Source organism: Agromyces mangrovi, from assembly GCF_030296695.1.
Lineage (GTDB): Bacteria > Actinomycetota > Actinomycetes > Actinomycetales > Microbacteriaceae > Agromyces > Agromyces mangrovi.
Genome location: NZ_AP027737.1, coordinates 3,457,855 through 3,470,698 on the forward strand (window position 1 = coordinate 3,457,855; position 12,844 = coordinate 3,470,698).

Below are 12,844 nucleotides of genomic sequence, written 5' to 3' on the forward strand. Positions count from 1 at the left end.
GTAGGCGGGCGCGGGCGGGGGTCCGGACGGGCGCCACTCCGCTGTGGGTACCGGTCGATGTGGGCGCCCGCTCGTAGGGTGACGAACGTGGAGACCCTGCGACGCACCTGGACCGACCGACTCGCCGTGTTCGACCTGGAGACGACGGGCGTCGATCCCGACACGTGCCGCATCGTCACGGCGCACCTCGGGGTGCTCGACGGCGAGGGGCACGTGATCGGCGCGCACGACTGGCTGCTCGATCCCGGCGTGGAGATCCCCGCTGAGGCGTCCGCGATCCACGGCGTCACGACGGCGCGTGCGCGGGCCGAGGGCATGCGCGCGCACGAGGGCGTCGCGCAGCTCGTCGACGCGATCGCCCACCTGCTCTCGACCGGCGTGCCGCTCGTGGCGTACAACGCCGCCTACGACCTCACCGTGCTCGACCGCGAGGCCCGCCGGTACGCGGTGCCGCCGCTCGACGCTCCGGCCCCCGTGATCGACCCGTACGTCATCGACAAGGCGCTCGACCGCTACCGTCGCGGCAAGCGCACGCTCTCGGTCACCGCGGCGCACTACGGCGTCGACCTCGACGCCGCGCACGAGGCATCCGCCGACGCCATCGCCGCGGGCCGCGTCGCCCTCGCGCTCGCCGGGGCGTTCCCCGAGCTGCTCGCCGTCGAGCTGCCCGAGCTGCACGCGCGTCAGGTCGGGTGGGCGCGCGACCAGGCCGCCAGCTACCAGGCGTGGCGTCGCGCGAACGGCAGCCCCGAGTTCACGACGTCGGGCGCCTGGCCGCTCCGCTGAGCCGCCACCGGACCGCCAAGCGCGCCGGTCGCCCGTTTCCGGGCATGCCGAAGGGCCGGGCGGTCGAGACCGCCCGGCCCTTCGCGGCGTGACTACTTGCCGAAGTTCTTGAAGCGCTGGTTGAACTTCTCGACGCGGCCGGCCGAGTCGAGGATGCGCTGCTTGCCCGTGTAGAACGGGTGCGAGGCCGAGGAGATCTCGACGTCGATGACCGGGTAGGTGTTGCCGTCCTCCCACTCGATCGTCTTGTCGCTCGAGACGGTCGAACGGGTGAGGAACGTCGCACCCGACGAGAGGTCGCGGAAGACCACCGGAGCGTAGTCGGGGTGGATGTCAGTCTTCATCAGTGTTCCTTGCTGGTGGATTGCGGGGATCTGCCGCCGGAACGGCGCAGAAGCGTGTGGGCCCGTCGGGGCCAGCTATCGATCTTAGCAGATTCGGGCCGGATGCCCGTCACTCGGCGCGCGCGAAGTAGCGCCCGTCGCGCTCCTCGAGCGTGATGTCCATGCCGAACGCGCGCGAGAGGTGCTCCCCCGTGAGGGTCTCCTCGAGCGGCCCGGCCTGCACGACGCCGCCGTCGGCGAGGAGCATGGCGTGGGTGAACCCGTTCGGGATCTCCTCGACGTGGTGGGTGACCATGACGATCGCCGGGGCGGCCGTCGAGCTCGCGTACCCGCCGAGCAGGTGCACGAGCTCCTCGCGGGCACCCAGGTCGAGGCTCGCGGCGGGCTCGTCGAGCAGCAGCAGTTCGGGATCGGTCATGACCGAGCGGGCGATCTGCACGCGCTTCTGCTCGCCGTCGCTCAGGCTGCCGAAGCGGCGGTCGGCGAGCTCGTCGAGCTTCCACTCCGACAGCACGCGCTGCGCGCGGCGGGTGTCGATGTCCTCGTACTCCTCGTTCCAGCGGCCGGTGACCGAGTACGCCGCGGTGAGCACGACGTCGAGCACCGTCTCGTTCTTGGGCACCTTGCGGGCCATCGCCGTGGAGGCGAAGCCGATCATGGGGCGCAGCTCGAACACGTCGACCTTGCCGAGCTGCTCCTGGAGGATCTCCGCGGTGCCCGACGAGGGGTGCATGGCGGCTGCGGCGATCTGCAGCAGCGTGGTCTTCCCGGCGCCGTTCGGGCCGAGGACGACCCACCGCTGGTCCGACTCCACCGTCCAGTCCACGCCGTCGAGGATGGTGTTGCCGTCTCGGACGACCGAGACGTCGGTGAGCTGGAGCACGGTGGTCGCCATGCCTCAATGCTATCCATCCCGCGCGGGTGGTCCGTGCCGCCGGGAGGGGTCGGTGGATGCCCGGGTCAGCCGGATGCGGCCAGCACCTCGGCGTAGATCTCGCGGGTGCGATCCGCGATGGCGGCCCAGTCGAACTGGCGCTCGGCACGCTCTCGCCCGGCGCGACCGTACTCCGCGGCGCGGGCCGGGTCGTCGACCACCTCGGTCAGCGTCGCGGCGAGGTCGGCGACGAACCGGTCGGGGTCGACCGGGGTGCCCGTGCCGTCCTGCACCTGCTCGATCGGCACGAGCCGACCGGTGACCCCGTCGTCGACGACCTCGGGGATGCCCCCGGTGGCCGTGCCGACGACCGCGATGCCGCAGGCCATGGCCTCGAGGTTCACGATGCCGAGCGGCTCGTACACCGATGGGCACACGAACGTCGTGCCCGCGCTCAGCACCGCGGAGAGTTCGGGCTGCGGCAGCAGCCGCTCGATCCAGACCACGCCGTCGCGCTCGGCGCGGAGCTCCTCGACGAGCCCGGTGACCTCCGCCATGATCTCGGGCGTGTCGGGCGCGCCGGCGCAGAGCACGAGCTGCACGTCGGCGGGCAGCGCCCGCGCCGCGCGGAGCAGGTACGGCAGGCCCTTCTGCCGCGTGATGCGCCCGACGAACACGACCGAGCGGCGGTCGGGGTCGATGCCGAGCGCACGCACGGCGTCGGGATCGTCGCGCGGCGTCCAGCGCTCGAGGTCGATGCCGTTGTAGACGACGCGCACGTCGGCGGGGTCGAGCGCCGGGTAGCTGCGCAGGATGTCGCGCCGCATCCCCTCGCTCACCGCGATCACCGCGTCGGCGGACTCGAAGGCCGTGCGCTCCGCCCAGCTCGAGACGCGGTAGCCGCCGCCCAGCTGCTCGGCCTTCCAGGGCCGGAGCGGCTCGAGGCTGTGCGCGGTGACGACGTGCGGGGCACCGTGCAGCAGCTTCGCGAGGTGCCCGGCGGAGTTCGCGTACCAGGTGTGGGAGTGCACGACGTCGGCCTCACCGGCATCCTGCGCCATCGCCAGGTCGACGCCGAGCGTGCTGATCGCCGGGTTGGCCCGCTCGAGCCCGCCCGGTACCGCGTACGCCACGGTGTCGGGTTCGTCGCGGGGTGCGCCGAAGCACCGCACGGTCACGTCGATGTCGCGCCGCAGGGCTCGCACGAGCTCGGCGACGTGCACGCCGGCGCCCCCGTAGACCTCCGGCGGATACTCACGAGTCATCAGGTCCACGCGCATGTCGCCAACCTAGCGCAGTCGCATTGCGACATCCGTCGTCAAACCCCTACGGTTCGGGCGACGACCTGACTACGCTGGGGCCATGACCCCGCGCAAGATCTTCGGCATCGTTCTCGCAGGCGGCGAGGAAGCGGCTCATGCCGCTCACGGAGGATCGGGCCAAGCCCGCGGTGCCGTTCGGCGGCCAGTACCGGCTCATCGACTTCGCGCTGTCGAACCTCATCAACTCGGGTCTCACCCAGATCGTCGTGCTGACCCAGTACAAGTCGCACAGCCTCGACCGCCACGTCTCCCAGACCTGGCGCCTGAGCGGTCTCCTCAACTCGTACGTGGCGTCCGTGCCCGCGCAGCAGCGGCTCGGCAAGCGGTGGTTCTCCGGCTCGGCGGATGCGATCCTGCAGAGCCTCAACCTCATCCACGACGAGAACCCCGACATCATCGTCGTGGTCGGCGCCGACCACGTCTACCGCATGGACTTCCGCCAGATGATCGACGCGCACATCGAGTCGGGGCTCGACGCGACGGTCGCGGCCATCCGCCAGCCGATCTCGCTCGCCGACCAGTTCGGCGTCATCGAGGTCGACGACGCGCACCCCGGGCGCATCAACCGGTTCCTCGAGAAGCCGAAGGACCCGCAGGGCCTGCCCGACGCCCCGCACGAGGTGCTCGCCTCGATGGGCAACTACGTCTTCAACGCCGACGCCCTCATCGACGCGGTGCTGCGCGACGGCGAGCTCACCGACTCGAACCACGACATGGGCGGCGACATCGTGCCGGCGTTCGTCTCGCAGGGTCGCGCCGGCGTCTACGACCTGCGCGGCAACTCGGTGCCCGGCTCGACCGACCGCGACCGCTACTACTGGCGCGACGTCGGGACGATCGACTCGTTCTTCGAGGCGCACCAGGACCTCATCTCGGTGCTGCCGGTGTTCAACCTGTACAACCGCGAGTGGCCGATCTTCAGCCAGCAGCTCAACTCGCCGCCGGCGAAGTTCACCCGCGACGCGCGCGGCACGCTCGGCACGATGATCGACTCGATCGTCTCGCTCGGCTCGGTCATCTCGGGCGCGCACGTCGAGCGCAGCGTGCTCGGGCCGTGGGCGACCGTCGGCTCGGGCGCCCACGTGGCCGACTCGATCGTGTTCGACCGTGCGAGCATCGAGGCCGGTGCGACCGTGCGTCGCGCCATCCTCGACAAGGACGTGGTCGTCGAGGCCGGCGCGCAGGTGGGCGTCGAGCCCGAGCTCGACCGCTCACGCGGGTTCATCGTGACCCCGAGCGGCATCACCGTCGTCGGCAAGGGCTCGCGCGTCAGGCGAGCGGGCTGACGTGACCGACGGCACCGAGCGGCGCGCGGGCGCCGCGTTCGTCGTCGTGCTCGACGCCGACTCGACGCTGCTCGTCGACGAGGCGATCGAGCTGATCGCGGATGCCGCGGGCACGCGCGCGCACGTCGCCGACGTGACCGAGCGGGCCATGCGCGGCGAGCTCGACTTCGCGGCGAGCCTGCGCGAACGGGTCGCGACGCTCGCCGGCCTGCCCGTCGCAGCGCTCGACGAGGTGCGCACGCGGGTCGAGGTCACCCGGGGCGCGCAGGAGCTCGTCGACCGCGTGCACGAGCGCGGCGGACGCGTCGGCGTGGTCTCGGGCGGGTTCCACGAGCTGCTCGACCCGATCGCCGAGCGGCTCGGGCTCGACCACTGCCGGGCGAACCGGCTCGAGGTGCAGGACGGCGTGCTCACGGGCCGCGTGACGGGCGACATCGTCGACGCGGCCGCGAAGGAGCGGGCGCTGCACGAGTGGACGGCTGCGGCCGGCCTCGACGCGTCGCGCGCGATCGCGGTCGGCGACGGCGCGAACGACCTGCAGATGCTCGGCGCCGCGGCGCTCGGCGTCGCGTTCCGCGCGAAGCCGGTCGTGCGCGCGCGGGCCGACGTCGCGATCGACGAGGCGGACCTCTCGACGGTGCTCGCGCTGCTCGGCCTGCGCGGCTGAACCCGAGCGGATGCCGGTGGGCGCGCGTGGCCTCAGGGGCATCCGCTCGCCCTCACCGCATGGGTCGCGCCGGGGTCAGTGCCCCATGCCGAGGCCGCCGTCGACCGGGATGACCGCGCCGGACACGTAGCCGGCGTCGTCGCTCGCGACCCAGGAGACCACGCGCGCGACCTCGTCGGGCGTCGCGAACCGGCCCGCGGGGATGTTCGCCTTGTACTGCGCCTGCTGCTCCTCGGGGAGCGCGGCGGTCATGTCGGTCTCGATGAACCCGGGCGCGACGACGTTGGCGGTGATGCCGCGGCCGCCGAGCTCGCGCGTGACCGAGCGGGCGAAGCCGACGAGCGCCGACTTCGACGAGGCGTAGTTCACCTGGCCGGCCGAACCGTACAGGCCGACGACGCTCGAGATGAGCACGATGCGGCCGTAGCGGCCCTTGAGCATGCCCTTCGACGCGCGCTTGACGACGCGGAAGGTGCCGGTGAGGTTGGTGTCGACGACGCTCGTGAAGTCGTCCTCGCTCATGCGCATGAGCAGCATGTCGCGCGTGACGCCCGCGTTCGCGACGAGCACCTCGACCGGCCCGAGCTGCTGCTCGACCTCGGTGAAGGCGGCGTCGACGGAGGCCTGGTCGGTGACGTCGGCGCGCACGGTGAGCGTGCCCTCGGGGCCCTCGCCCGAGCGGGCGGTCACGGCGACGCGGTGCCCCAGCTCGACGAAGCGCTGGGCGATGGCGTAGCCGATGCCCCGGTTGCCTCCGGTCACGAGTACGGTGCGGCTGTCGGTCATGGTTCTCCGTTCCTCGGGTGCGGGCCGCGTCTCAGCATAGGGCGTCACCCATGCGCTCCGACGGACGTACCCTTGAGGGAGGGGCTCTCGCCCCGCACATCATGATGAAGCATCCGCAATCGGTCACCGCGCTCCCCCAGTCTCCCGACGACGAGCGGCGATCGCGCATGCGCAAGTACACGATCGCCATGTCGATCCGCGTCGTCTGCGTCGTGTGCATGATCTGGGCCGAGGGCTGGTGGCTCGCGGTCTGCGCCGCCGGCGCGATCTTCCTGCCCTACGTCGCGGTCGTGCTCGCGAACGTGAACATGTCGCGGCCGGGTGCCGTGGAGCGGCCCGGCGCGATCCTGCCGACGGCGCCGCGCGAGCGGACGGACGAGACGCCGTGATCGGACTGGACGCCCCCGCGGACGTGCAGACCTGCTCGAGGGCCGGATGCCGCGAGCACGCGACGCACCGCATCGACTGGCGCAATCCGCGCATCCACGCCGAGGATCGGCGGAAGACGTGGCTCGCCTGCGACGAGCACGTCGGTTTCCTGCGCGACTTCCTCGCCGCGCGCGACTTCCCGCTCGAGGTCTCCCCGCTCGAGGACGCTCGCGTGCCTGACGACGCTCCGCTGCCCGACGACGACACGACGGCGGAGACGCGGTGAGCGACTGGGGGTTCCTGCTCAGCAGGCGCTGGGCGGGGTACCTGGCACTGACGGTCGTGTTCGCGATCGTCTGCTGCTGCCTGGGCGCGTGGCAGCTCGCGCGACGCGCCGAGGCGCTGACCGAGGTCTCGCGGATCGACGCGAACTACGACGCCGAGCCCGTCGCGATCGACGAGGCGCTGCCCGAGCCGGGCGAGTTCGACGAGGACCTCAAGTGGCTGCCCGTGGCGGTGAGCGGCGAGTGGATGCCCGAGGAGGAGGTGCTCGTGCGCAACCGGCCCTACTCCGGCGCGACCGGGTACGAGGTGATCACGCCGTTCCGTCTCGACGACGGCACCGTGTTCATGATCGACCGCGGCTGGGTGAGCGCGCCGGTCGACGGCACCGCGGTCGACGTGCCCCCGTTCCCGACGGCCGGGTCGAGGTCGCCGCTCGGCTGAAGGCCGGCGAGGACGTCATCGCCGGGCGCAGCTCGACCGACGAGCTGCTCGCGACCATCGACCTCGACGAGCTCGCCGATCGCGTCGACGCGCCCGCGTACACGGGCGCGTACGGACTGCTCGTGCAGTCGGGCGCAGAGGCGAACGAACCGCCGCTGCCCGCGACCCGCCCGGTGCGCGACGAAGGCCCGCACCTGTCGTACGCGTTCCAGTGGTTCGTGTTCGCGCTCATGGCGTTCATCGGCCTCGGCTGGGCGGCGCGCCAGGAGCGGCGCGCGCTCACCCTCGACGACGACGAGGCCGAGACGCCCGAACCCCAGCCCCGTCCGCGGCGCCGCGCGCCCAGCGACGACGAGGTCGAGGACGGCATCCTCGACGGCACGCGCTGACGGGCGGAGCGTCGCCCCGGGGCATCCGCCCGGCCTCGCCTATGCCAGCTCGATGAGCTCCTGGTACTCGGCGCTCCAGTGGTCCTCCACGCCGTCGGGCATGACGAGCACGCGCTCGGGGTTCAGGGCCTCGACCGCGCCCGGGTCGTGGCTCACGAGCACGACCGCGCCCTCGTAGTGCGCGAGCGCGTCGAGGATCTCGGCGCGGCTGGCCGGGTCGAGGTTGTTCGTCGGCTCGTCGAGCAGCAGCACGTTCGCGCCCGACACGACGATCATCGCCAGCGCGAGGCGCGTCTTCTCGCCGCCCGACAGCACCCCGGCGGGCTTGTGCACGTCGTCGCCCGTGAACAGGAACGAGCCGAGCACCTTGCGCGCCTCGGTCTCGGTGAGGTTCGGCGATGACGACACCATGTTCTGCAGCACCGTGCGGGCCACGTCGATGGTCTCGTGCTCCTGCGCGTAGTAGCCGATGCGCAGCCCGTGCCCCGGCTCGATGCCGCCCGTGTCGGGCGCGTCGACGCCGCCCAGGATGCGCAGCAGCGTCGTCTTGCCTGCGCCGTTCAGGCCGATCACGACGACCTTCGAGCCGCGGTCGATCGCGAGGTCGACGGCGGTGAAGATCTCGAGCGAGCCGTAGCTCTTCGACAGGTCGCTCGCGGACAGCGGCGTGCGCCCGCACGCGGCGGGGGTCGGGAAGCGGAGCTTCGCCACGCGGTCGGCCTGGCGTACCTCCTCGAGCCCGGAGAGGAGCTTCTCGGCGCGCGCGACCATCTGGTGGGCGGCGGCCGCTTTGGTGGCCTTCGCCCCGAACTTCGCGGCCTGCTGGCGCAGCGCGTCGGCCTTCTTCTCGGCGTTGACGCGCTCCTTCTTGCGGCGCTCCTCGTCGGCCACGCGCTGGCGCTGGTAGTGCTTCCAGCCCATGTTGTAGATGTCGATGACCGAGCGGTTGGCGTCGAGGTAGAAGACGCGGTTGACCGTCTCGCCGACGAGCTCGACGTCGTGGCTGATCACGATGACGCCGCCGCGGTACGACTTCAGGAACTCGCGCAGCCAGATCACCGAGTCGGCGTCGAGGTGGTTCGTCGGTTCGTCGAGGATCATCGTCTGGGCGTCGGAGAACAGGATGCGCGCGAGCTCGATGCGGCGGCGCTGGCCGCCCGAGAGCGTCTTCAGCGGCTGGTCGAGGATGCGGTCGGGCAGGTTCAGGTTCGACGCGATCGACGCCGCCTCGGCCTCGGCCGCGTACCCGCCGAGCGCGGTGAAGCGGTCGGTGAGATTCGCGTACCGGCGCATGGCCTTCTCTGCCACGGCCGGGTCCTCGCTGCCCATGGCCTCGGACGCCCGGTGCAGGTCGATCACGAGCGAACCGAGTCCGCGCGCGTCGAGGATGCGCGTGCGCGCGAGCTGCTCGGGGTCGCCCGAGCGGGGGTCCTGGGGCAGGTAACCGATCTCGCCGGAACGGTCGACGCGTCCGTCGGTCGGCAGGGTCTCCCCGCGAGCACCTTGGTCAGGGTGGTCTTGCCGGCGCCGTTGCGCCCGACGAGGCCGATCTTGTCGCCGTCGGCCACGCGGAAGTTCACGTGCTCCATGAGCACGCGCGCACCGACGCGGATCTCGAGATCGTGGACGGCGAGCACGTTGGAACCCTTCGTGAGGTGGTGTGAGGCGGGGATGCGAGCGGCGACGGCGCAGCGGCCCAGTCTACGCGGTCGCGGCGGGGTCGCCGCGCGGGGTGCCCGCCGCGTCGGCGGGTCGCGGAAGAATCGGGGCATGGCCTCCTCACGTGCCGAGCGTGCCCTCGTGGCGGCGCGTGCGCGCGCGCACGGCCTCGCGGTACCCCTGGCGACGCCCCGCGAGGTGGTCGAGCGGCTCTGCTGCGTGCAGGCCCAGGACCTGCCGGCGGCGAAGTGGGCGATCGGGGCGAGGGCGAGCGGATGCCTCGAGGCCGACGTCGACCGCGCCCTCGACGACGGCGCCGTTGTGCGCACCTGGACCATGCGCGGCACGCTGCACCTCGTGCTCCCGGAGGACGTGCGCTGGCTGCTCGGCCTCACCGCCGAGCGCATGCGACGCGCCTCCGCGCGGCGGCGGGAGGAACTCGGGCTGACCGACGGCGACGCGGGTCGTGCTGCCGACGCCGCTGCAGCAGCGCTCGGCGGCGGGCGCTCGCTCGACCGCGCCGGGCTGTTGGAGGCCTGGAACCGCGCCGGAATCGATACGTCCGGCCAGCGGGGCTACCACCTCATCTCCCTGCTCGCGATCGACGGGCTGCTCGTGCAGGGTCCGGCCGACGGCCGCGCGCAGCGGTTCGTGCTGCTCGACGAGTGGGCGCCGCAGCAGCGTTCCTACGAGGGCGACGAGGCGCTCGCCGAGCTCGTGCGTCGCTACCTGCGCGGCCACGGGCCGGCGGGCGAACGCGACCTCGCATGGTGGGCCGGGCTGCCGGTCGGAGCGGTGCGTCGCGGCATCGCGGAGCTGGGCGACGCGATCGAGCGGGACGCCGACGACCGCCTCGCGCTCGCCGATGCGCCCGCCGCGGCGCCCGGGCCGCTCCCCCACGCCGCGCTCCCCGCGTTCGACGAGTACTACCTGGGCTACGCCGACCGCGACGCGATCGCCGCGCCCGGCACGTTCGAGCGCATCGTGCCCGGCGGCAACGGCGTGTTCCGCCCGGTGGTCGTCGCGTCCGGTCGGGTGTCGGGCACGTGGCGCGCGGCCCGCACGCGCGGGCGCGCGGACGTCGACATCGACGCCTTCCGTACGCTGTCGGGGCGGGAGCGCACCGGCCTCGCGGCATCCGTGCGCCGTTGGGGGCGCTTCACCGGTATCGACGCCGAGCTGCGGGACTCAGCCGGCGTCGACGGCGAGTGACCGCCGCAGCGTGAGCACGCGCGCGACCGACTCGTCGAGCGAGTCCTGGTCGATGCGTCCCGACTCGACCGCGGCGGCGATGCCGGCGATCAGCGCATCGACGTCCACGCCGACGGTGGACGGGTCGGCGGGCAGCACGTAGAGCAGCAGGTCCTGCCCGGCCTCGAGGGCGCGCACGGCGTTCTCGACCGGGTCGGCGAACTCCGCGTCGCCCGAGCGCTGGAGCATGAGCATGTCGTCGGTGATCGCGACCCCGTCGAAGCCCAGGTCGTCGCGGAGCACGTCGATCCATTCGGCCGACATGGTCGCGGGCGCGTCATCCACGGCGGTGAATCGCAGGTGGCCGAACATCACGAGTTCCGCGCCCGCGTCGATGCCCTCCCGGAACGGCACGGCGTCACGCGCCTCCCAGTCGGCGAATGCCAGATCGGTCTGCGGGATGGAGGTGTGCGAGTCGCCGGGCGCCGCCCCGTGGCCCGGGAAGTGCTTCAGGGTGCTGTACACGCGCCCCTGCTCGGCGCCCACGGCCGCCGCGACGCGCTCGCCGGCCGCGGCCGGGTCGGTGCCGAGCACGCGCGGGTAGATGAACGAGCCGGAGTCGGCCGTCACGTCGGCGACGATGCCGAAGTTCACGCTCACGCCGGCGTCGTCGAGCAGGCCGGCGCGCACGTCGAACGCCTCGGTCGTCGCCTCGACGGGCTGCCCCTTCAGGATGTCGGGGCCGGCCGCGACGTCCCACGGCAGGCGCCGCACGATGCCGCCCTCCTCGTCGATCGCGACGAGGGGCGGCAGGTCGGGGTCGACCTCGAGCCCGTCGGTCAGCGCGCGCAGCGACGCCGGGTCGGCGGGCACGTTGTCGCCCATGAGGATGACGCCGCCCAGGCCGTACTGCTCGATGTCGGCGCGGATCGGCGCCGGGTCCAGCCCCGGGCGATGCAGCATCAGCAGCGACGCGGCCTTCTCCTCGACGCTCATGCCCGCCATCGCCGCCTGCACGTACACCGCGACCGGATCGAAGGGCTCGGGCGTGCTCGCCTCCGCGGGCACCGGACGCGGCTCGGGGGTCGGCGTCGGCGAGGCCTCGGGTGCGGACTGCGCCCCGGAGCATCCGCTCAATGCGACGATCGCGAGGATCGCCGGCGCGACGATGCGGAGCGGGCTCATGGCCGCCGAGTCTAGCCGCCGCACGCGACCGTCGAGCGAATGCGACCGGTCGTCCGAGCGTCTGCGACGCTACGCTGAGAGCAGGCCGCTTGGGGAGGGGGCGATGACGCAGCAGTCGAACGGCTCGGACCGCACACCGATCGATGCCATCGACCGGCGCATCGTCGCGGAGTTGAGCCGGGACGGCCGCCTGTCGGTCCGCACCCTGGCCGAGCGCGTGCACATCTCGCGCACCTCCGCCCACAACCGTGTGCAGTCGCTCGTGCGCCGCGGCGTCATCACCGGGTTCGGCGCGCAGGTCGACCGCAAGGCGATCGGGCTCAACGTCACCGCACTCGTCGTGGTGCGCATCCAGGACGCGCCGTGGGAGCGCATCGCGGAACAGCTCGCGCAACTGCCGTTCGTCGAGAAGGTGCAGGCCGTCTCGGGCGACATCGACATCATGCTCACCGTGAGCGCGCCCGACCACGAGCAGCTCAGCCAGGCGATCCTGCGCGACATCCACGACCTGCCGGGGGTCGTGTCGACCCGGTCGCACCTCGTGCTCTACGAGAGCGACGGGCGGCCCCCGCGCAGTCGCTCGACATCTGGCAGTAGGGGTCGGATGCCCCTGGCGTAGCGCCCGGCCTAGAAGAACTCGTCGGGCGTGCCCGCGGCCCGCTCCACGTCCTTCGTGTCGGCGCCCGCACTGCGGAGCTTCGCCACCGCGACGCGCAGGCCCGACTCCATCTGGGCCGACCACGCGTCCGACTCGCGCGCCGTCGCCTCGGCGGCCCGTGCCCGCTCCTCCGCGACCTCGGCCGCGGCACGTGCGGCGTCGACCTGCTGCATGGAGAGCGACACGGCGTAGTACGCCGCGACCATCGTCGCGATCGGCACGGAGATCACGGCGAGGGCGCTGATCGCCTCGCCGCTCACGTTGAAGGCGATGAGGAGTGCGAACGCGAGGAAGAGCGCCACCACGCCGGCGAGGACGATCACCATGAACCGCAGGTTCGTGGGCCACTCCGGCGCCGAGCGCTTCTTGGGTGCTGCCGCGGACACGTCGTCCTGCTCGGCCTGGTACGCGTCCGCGTCGTCCTCCCGTACCTCGGGCTCGGGCGCGGTGCGACCGGCGATGGTCGGACGGGAAAACTCTGCTGACATGTCTGACTCCCCTCGACGTCACGACAGACGTACTCGACAAGTCTGGTTCTCCCCCGTCCGGGGGTCAAGGCGACGCGCTCGAATGCTCACGAGACGTGCCGCGTGCGGAATGGA

General features: G+C 72.4%; 14 protein-coding genes and 2 pseudogenes. 9 read left to right on the plus strand and 7 right to left on the minus strand.

The features are described from left to right. Window positions 1-87 precede the first annotated feature (87 nt). Window positions 88-786: a 3'-5' exonuclease gene (locus QUE38_RS16545; RefSeq protein WP_350227497.1), complete on the plus strand. Its 699-nt coding sequence runs from the start codon at window positions 88-90 to the stop codon at window positions 784-786. A gap of 92 nt (window positions 787-878) precedes the next feature. Here the strand turns inward: QUE38_RS16545 and QUE38_RS16550 are convergent, their stop codons facing one another. The 3 genes from QUE38_RS16550 to glgA all read right to left on the minus strand — a co-directional run bounded on the left by QUE38_RS16550 (window position 879) and on the right by glgA (window position 3,284). Beyond that, window positions 879-1,130 (minus strand): type B 50S ribosomal protein L31, encoded by a 252-nt coding sequence (locus QUE38_RS16550; RefSeq protein ID WP_286309416.1) that lies wholly within the window; start codon window positions 1,128-1,130, stop codon window positions 879-881. Between the two features lie 109 nt (window positions 1,131-1,239). Further along, window positions 1,240-2,025, minus strand: coding sequence for an ABC transporter ATP-binding protein (locus QUE38_RS16555; protein ID WP_286309417.1), 786 nt, complete (start codon window positions 2,023-2,025; stop codon window positions 1,240-1,242). 65 nt (window positions 2,026-2,090) lie between these two features. Further along, a complete protein-coding gene (gene glgA / locus QUE38_RS16560; protein WP_286309418.1) occupies window positions 2,091-3,284 on the minus strand; it encodes a glycogen synthase in 1,194 nt (397 codons plus the stop codon). Between the two features lie 82 nt (window positions 3,285-3,366). Between glgA and QUE38_RS16565 the strand changes: the two are divergent. Both QUE38_RS16565 and serB read left to right on the plus strand, forming a co-directional pair. Then, window positions 3,367-4,612, plus strand: a pseudogene (locus tag QUE38_RS16565) (glucose-1-phosphate adenylyltransferase). Window position 4,613: 1 nt separating this feature from the next. Further along, window positions 4,614-5,279: a phosphoserine phosphatase SerB gene (serB, locus tag QUE38_RS16570; RefSeq protein ID WP_286309419.1), complete on the plus strand. Its 666-nt coding sequence runs from the start codon at window positions 4,614-4,616 to the stop codon at window positions 5,277-5,279. A gap of 75 nt (window positions 5,280-5,354) precedes the next feature. Here the strand turns inward: serB and QUE38_RS16575 are convergent, their stop codons facing one another. Beyond that, window positions 5,355-6,065, minus strand: a complete 711-nt coding sequence (locus QUE38_RS16575) for a beta-ketoacyl-ACP reductase (RefSeq protein ID WP_286309420.1) — start codon at window positions 6,063-6,065, stop codon at window positions 5,355-5,357. A 167-nt stretch (window positions 6,066-6,232) separates the two neighbouring features. Here QUE38_RS16575 and QUE38_RS16580 point away from each other — a divergent pair, with 167 nt between their 5' ends. From QUE38_RS16580 to QUE38_RS16595, 4 genes are read left to right on the plus strand one after another with little or no spacing between them, the layout of a single operon-like run. Beyond that, window positions 6,233-6,454: a DUF3099 domain-containing protein gene (locus tag QUE38_RS16580; RefSeq protein ID WP_286309421.1), complete on the plus strand. Its 222-nt coding sequence runs from the start codon at window positions 6,233-6,235 to the stop codon at window positions 6,452-6,454. Then, on the plus strand, window positions 6,454-6,720 hold the full coding sequence (locus QUE38_RS16585; protein ID WP_433996979.1) for a hypothetical protein: 267 nt from the start codon (window positions 6,454-6,456) through the stop codon (window positions 6,718-6,720). The genes QUE38_RS16580 and QUE38_RS16585 overlap by 1 nt, the downstream gene beginning before the upstream one ends. Next, window positions 6,717-7,160, plus strand: a complete 444-nt coding sequence (locus QUE38_RS16590; protein WP_286309423.1) for an SURF1 family protein — start codon at window positions 6,717-6,719, stop codon at window positions 7,158-7,160. The genes QUE38_RS16585 and QUE38_RS16590 overlap by 4 nt, the downstream gene beginning before the upstream one ends. Beyond that, a complete protein-coding gene (locus QUE38_RS16595) occupies window positions 7,157-7,549 on the plus strand; it encodes an SURF1 family cytochrome oxidase biogenesis protein (protein ID WP_350227655.1) in 393 nt (130 codons plus the stop codon). Before QUE38_RS16590 ends, QUE38_RS16595 begins: the two co-directional genes overlap by 4 nt. Window positions 7,550-7,588: 39 nt before the next feature. Here QUE38_RS16595 and QUE38_RS16600 read toward each other — a convergent pair. Beyond that, a pseudogene (locus QUE38_RS16600) lies at window positions 7,589-9,186 on the minus strand (ABC-F family ATP-binding cassette domain-containing protein). 133 nt (window positions 9,187-9,319) lie between these two features. Between QUE38_RS16600 and QUE38_RS16605 the strand changes: the two are divergent. Further along, entirely contained in the window at window positions 9,320-10,420 is a 1,101-nt protein-coding gene (locus tag QUE38_RS16605; RefSeq protein ID WP_286309425.1) for a winged helix DNA-binding domain-containing protein, read from the plus strand. Here the strand turns inward: QUE38_RS16605 and QUE38_RS16610 are convergent. Further along, window positions 10,397-11,584 (minus strand): glycoside hydrolase family 3 N-terminal domain-containing protein, encoded by a 1,188-nt coding sequence (locus QUE38_RS16610; protein ID WP_286309426.1) that lies wholly within the window; start codon window positions 11,582-11,584, stop codon window positions 10,397-10,399. The two genes, QUE38_RS16605 and QUE38_RS16610, sit on opposite strands and share 24 nt — an antisense overlap. A 103-nt stretch (window positions 11,585-11,687) precedes the next feature. Between QUE38_RS16610 and QUE38_RS16615 the strand changes: the two genes are divergently transcribed. Next, the gene (locus tag QUE38_RS16615) at window positions 11,688-12,203 is read left to right on the plus strand and encodes an Lrp/AsnC family transcriptional regulator (protein WP_286309427.1); all 516 of its coding nucleotides are present in this window, start codon (window positions 11,688-11,690) and stop codon (window positions 12,201-12,203) included. 8 nt (window positions 12,204-12,211) lie between these two features. Here the strand turns inward: QUE38_RS16615 and QUE38_RS16620 are convergent, their stop codons facing one another. Then, window positions 12,212-12,730 (minus strand): hypothetical protein, encoded by a 519-nt coding sequence (locus QUE38_RS16620; protein WP_286309429.1) that lies wholly within the window; start codon window positions 12,728-12,730, stop codon window positions 12,212-12,214. Window positions 12,731-12,844: the final 114 nt, after the last annotated feature.

Bases quoted from the DNA above. Each gene is read 5' to 3' on its own strand.
- QUE38_RS16550 (WP_286309416.1), bottom strand. From the start codon at position 1,130: ATGAAGACTGACATCCACCCCGACTACGCTCCGGTGGTCTTCCGCGAC.
- QUE38_RS16555 (WP_286309417.1), bottom strand. From the start codon at position 2,025: ATGGCGACCACCGTGCTCCAGCTCACCGACGTCTCGGTCGTCCGAGAC.
- glgA (WP_286309418.1), bottom strand. From the start codon at position 3,284: ATGCGCGTGGACCTGATGACTCGTGAGTATCCGCCGGAGGTCTACGGG.
- QUE38_RS16575 (WP_286309420.1), bottom strand. From the start codon at position 6,065: ATGACCGACAGCCGCACCGTACTCGTGACCGGAGGCAACCGGGGCATC.
- QUE38_RS16580 (WP_286309421.1), top strand. From the start codon at position 6,233: ATGCGCAAGTACACGATCGCCATGTCGATCCGCGTCGTCTGCGTCGTG.
- QUE38_RS16605 (WP_286309425.1), top strand. From the start codon at position 9,320: ATGGCCTCCTCACGTGCCGAGCGTGCCCTCGTGGCGGCGCGTGCGCGC.
- QUE38_RS16610 (WP_286309426.1), bottom strand. From the start codon at position 11,584: ATGAGCCCGCTCCGCATCGTCGCGCCGGCGATCCTCGCGATCGTCGCA.
- QUE38_RS16615 (WP_286309427.1), top strand. From the start codon at position 11,688: ATGACGCAGCAGTCGAACGGCTCGGACCGCACACCGATCGATGCCATC.
- QUE38_RS16620 (WP_286309429.1), bottom strand. From the start codon at position 12,730: ATGTCAGCAGAGTTTTCCCGTCCGACCATCGCCGGTCGCACCGCGCCC.